The sequence below is a fragment of the Bacillus sp. 05T31 genome (assembly GCF_056396725.1).
Window position 1 is genome coordinate 1 of record NZ_JBFTMA010000642.1, and the last position, 3149, is coordinate 3149.

The 3149-nt window shown below is 32.1% G+C and carries 2 protein-coding genes and 2 pseudogenes; all 4 read right to left on the reverse strand.

What is annotated here, in order from left to right; translation table 11 throughout:
- Nucleotides 1-315: 315 nt before the first annotated feature.
- Nucleotides 316-1428, reverse strand: coding sequence for an aminopeptidase (locus AC1DJR_RS25725; protein ID WP_477003833.1), 1113 nt, complete (start codon nt 1426-1428; stop codon nt 316-318).
- A 61-nt stretch (nt 1429-1489) separates the two neighbouring features.
- Nucleotides 1490-1825, reverse strand: coding sequence for a hypothetical protein (locus AC1DJR_RS25730; RefSeq protein WP_429687499.1), 336 nt, complete (start codon nt 1823-1825; stop codon nt 1490-1492).
- Between the two features lie 98 nt (nt 1826-1923).
- Nucleotides 1924-2616: pseudogene (locus AC1DJR_RS25735) on the reverse strand (lysostaphin resistance A-like protein); the annotation flags it as partial.
- 47 nt (nt 2617-2663) lie between these two features.
- Nucleotides 2664-3149, reverse strand: a pseudogene (locus tag AC1DJR_RS25740) (MerR family transcriptional regulator); the annotation flags it as partial.

The window sequence follows — 3149 nt, forward strand, 5'->3', positions numbered from 1 at the left end:
CTCCTCAAACTTTTAAATACACATTAATATTAATAGCAATTAATTTTATAGTATGGGGTCCCGCCAGATGCCTATCAACTTAAGAACAGAAACTTACGCTTGAACATAATATCAAATTTAGATGAGCAAAGCTATTTCAAGTGAATAGAACCCACTCTTTAAGAATACATAAAATATATACATACAAGCTTAGTCTGATCACTACAACATTAGTGAAAGTAGAATTCTATAAATTTTGGAGGAAAGTGATACGATAAATCACTTAGTTTGATATGTTGTATTTTAATCTACTTTACACACTCTAAATAAAGCTCTTTACCTTTTTAAATTCTCTTCATTTAATCCGAATAACTCTGGTAAAACGAAATCCCCATCTTTTCTAATCAGTACGTCATCAAACCAAATTTCACCCCCGCCATACTCTGGCCTTTGAATGTTTACTAAATCCCAATGTATCGCTGATGTATTCCCGTTGTCTGCACCTTGTAACGAATCTCCAATCGCTAGATGATAACTACCATTTATTTTTTCATCAAATAACGTATTGTTCATCGGGTGTAATATATAAGGATTAAAAGCTAGTGCAAATTCTCCAATATATCGTGCTCCCTCATCCGTATCAAGAATTTGATTTATTCGCTCTGTATCATTTGCATATGCCTCTATTATTTTTCCATGCTTAATATGTAACTTTATATTTTGAAACGCATAACCTTGTTGAACAGATACTGTATTGAAAGTTACTACGCCATTTACTGAATCTTTGACAGGTGCTGTATACATTTCACCATCAGGGATATTATCCGTACCTTCCCCCTTTAAAACACCGATTCCTTCAATTGAAAATTTCAAATCCGTACCTTCCCCAATAATCTTTACTTCCTTTGTCTYTTCCATTAATTCTTTTAACGGCTCCATTGCTTTGGACATTTTATTATAATCTAACGTACAAACATCATAATAAAATTTTTCATAAGCCCCAGTACTCATATTCGCTTCTTGCGCAGAGGCTTCATTCGGGATTCTTGTTGTCACCCATCTTGTTTTATACACTGCTTCACTATGAGCTTTTCCAAATATCTTTTGATATAATTTCATTTTTTCTGCTGGTACATCCGCTAATTCGTATGCATTTCTAGGACTACGGAGATTAATATATACTTGCATCTTACTTAAGCGATAACACTCCCAATCTGCAAATAACTTAAATTGCTCTTCAGATCCTGACAAAATCAATTGCCTCGTAACAGAAACATCACGCATTGATACATGCGCATCCCCCCCTGCTTTTTCCACTGATTTAATAATTTCACGAACTACTATCGGATCTATTTCAGTAACACTTTGAATTAATACTTGATCACCAGGTTGTACTTTAGTTGAATGATTGACTAGTACGTCTGCCAATTTCGATAGTTCTCGCCTCATTACACACCTCCATCTTTCATCCTTAGCTACTTAAATAAAAGCTAAAAGAGTACTGTTATTTTTAACTATTTCTCTTTTTCATCCAACCAATTGATAAAAAATAACAAATTAAAAACAAAATATATAAGTTCCAAACACCCGGGATTACTGCTATCCCGAGATAAAGGGTTACTGGTAAAAACCAAACGCCACAAAGTATCATTAAAATAGTTTTCCTAGCAAATGCTGCAATAATTGCTAAAAAAGAAGGAAGCAAGACCATGAAAGAAACAGTACCAAATGCTTCTTTACTAGGTGATTGATGACTATATGGATTAAAATATAGAAAAACTATCGAGAGTACAAAAATGCTTACAGCTGCAACTACCCCTATATAAACATTTATATTATTTTTCATAATTCACCATCTTCCAATAGCGATATACTTATAATTATATTTTCCATCACTAAATTTGATTTCCTTGTTTTTCATAAAAAAGTCCAATAAATCTATCACTATGCCCTATAGTACTTTCTATGCCTACTATTCGTATCTTCCCTTCCATACAATATTCTCTTTGGATTTATAACAATCATAAAAACTGCTACTACTAAATAAAAAATTGCGTTATACATGAGTAAATCAATTAAGTTTCCGTTTATTATGCCAATAAAAAAATTAAAGAATTGGTGGATGATGATTGGGATGATTAAATTTTGATTTAAGTTATAAAATGCTGTCATGATGATCTTAATAGATATGATTGAAATCATGAAGAATAGAATATATTTGATTAAATCAATGCCCATAAACCCTGTAGTAAACCATATGGGTAGATGCCACATCCCCCACCAAAATCCTATGATTATCGAAGCTTTTAATGGCGAATGCTTCTTTTGGAGCTCAATTTGAGCGAAACCTCTCCAACCTATTTCTTCTCCTAGTGGCCCTGCAAGAAAGTTTTTAACAAAGAAATAGATTAGCATTCCCCATGAAGATACAGTAAAAATAGAGTCTACTTCACTATTTTTAGATATCAGAAACATAATCATTAAAAATATGAAAGCTTGAATCATACTGACAGTAAGAATCACAGATAATTTAAGTTTATTCTTGAATTTATCTTTTACAAATTGGATAAAACTCTGCCCAGGATAGATTTTTTTAAATAGCACTGCAAAAGCAAAGGTTGAGGACCAAGATGATATCTTCAGCTTAAACCTAGGAGTTACTCACAGGTCAATACATGTCTCTATTATTTTACAGGTGCATAAATTTCTAAAAATATACGTTCAAACCCATCTTCATAAGTGGTAAGTAATAGATTTATATACACTAGTCCCAAAAGTTCATACCCTTTTTCTATTGCTACTTTTCTTAAACTAGCCTCCACGTTATGATCAATACTTTTTCCACCAGTTGCCCATCTTCCATCTTCAATAACTGTATAAATACATTTTGGATGAGATAGAATTTCACCTTCTATTTCTTTATCAAAGTCTTCTACTTTTCTTACAATTATAAATTTATCTTCTATAATACCTTCTTCATTGAAACTTATGACTCTTCGTAAAGATGTTAGAGTAACTGCCTTTTTTAAGCTGTCCGTGTTCTTTTTTAGAGTTTCATATTCATCATACGCAGTAAAATGCTCTATTTCTCCTTTTATTTCTATAGGCTTCATTTCTTTTACTGTGTATTCTCCTAAGAATTTCTTTATTTTTTCACAATCTTCTTTTAC

What these genes read in the sequence shown, in the direction of transcription:
- AC1DJR_RS25730 (WP_429687499.1), bottom strand. Translation starts at nt 1,825, where the DNA reads ATGAAAAATAATATAAATGTTTATATAGGGGTAGTTGCAGCTGTAAGC.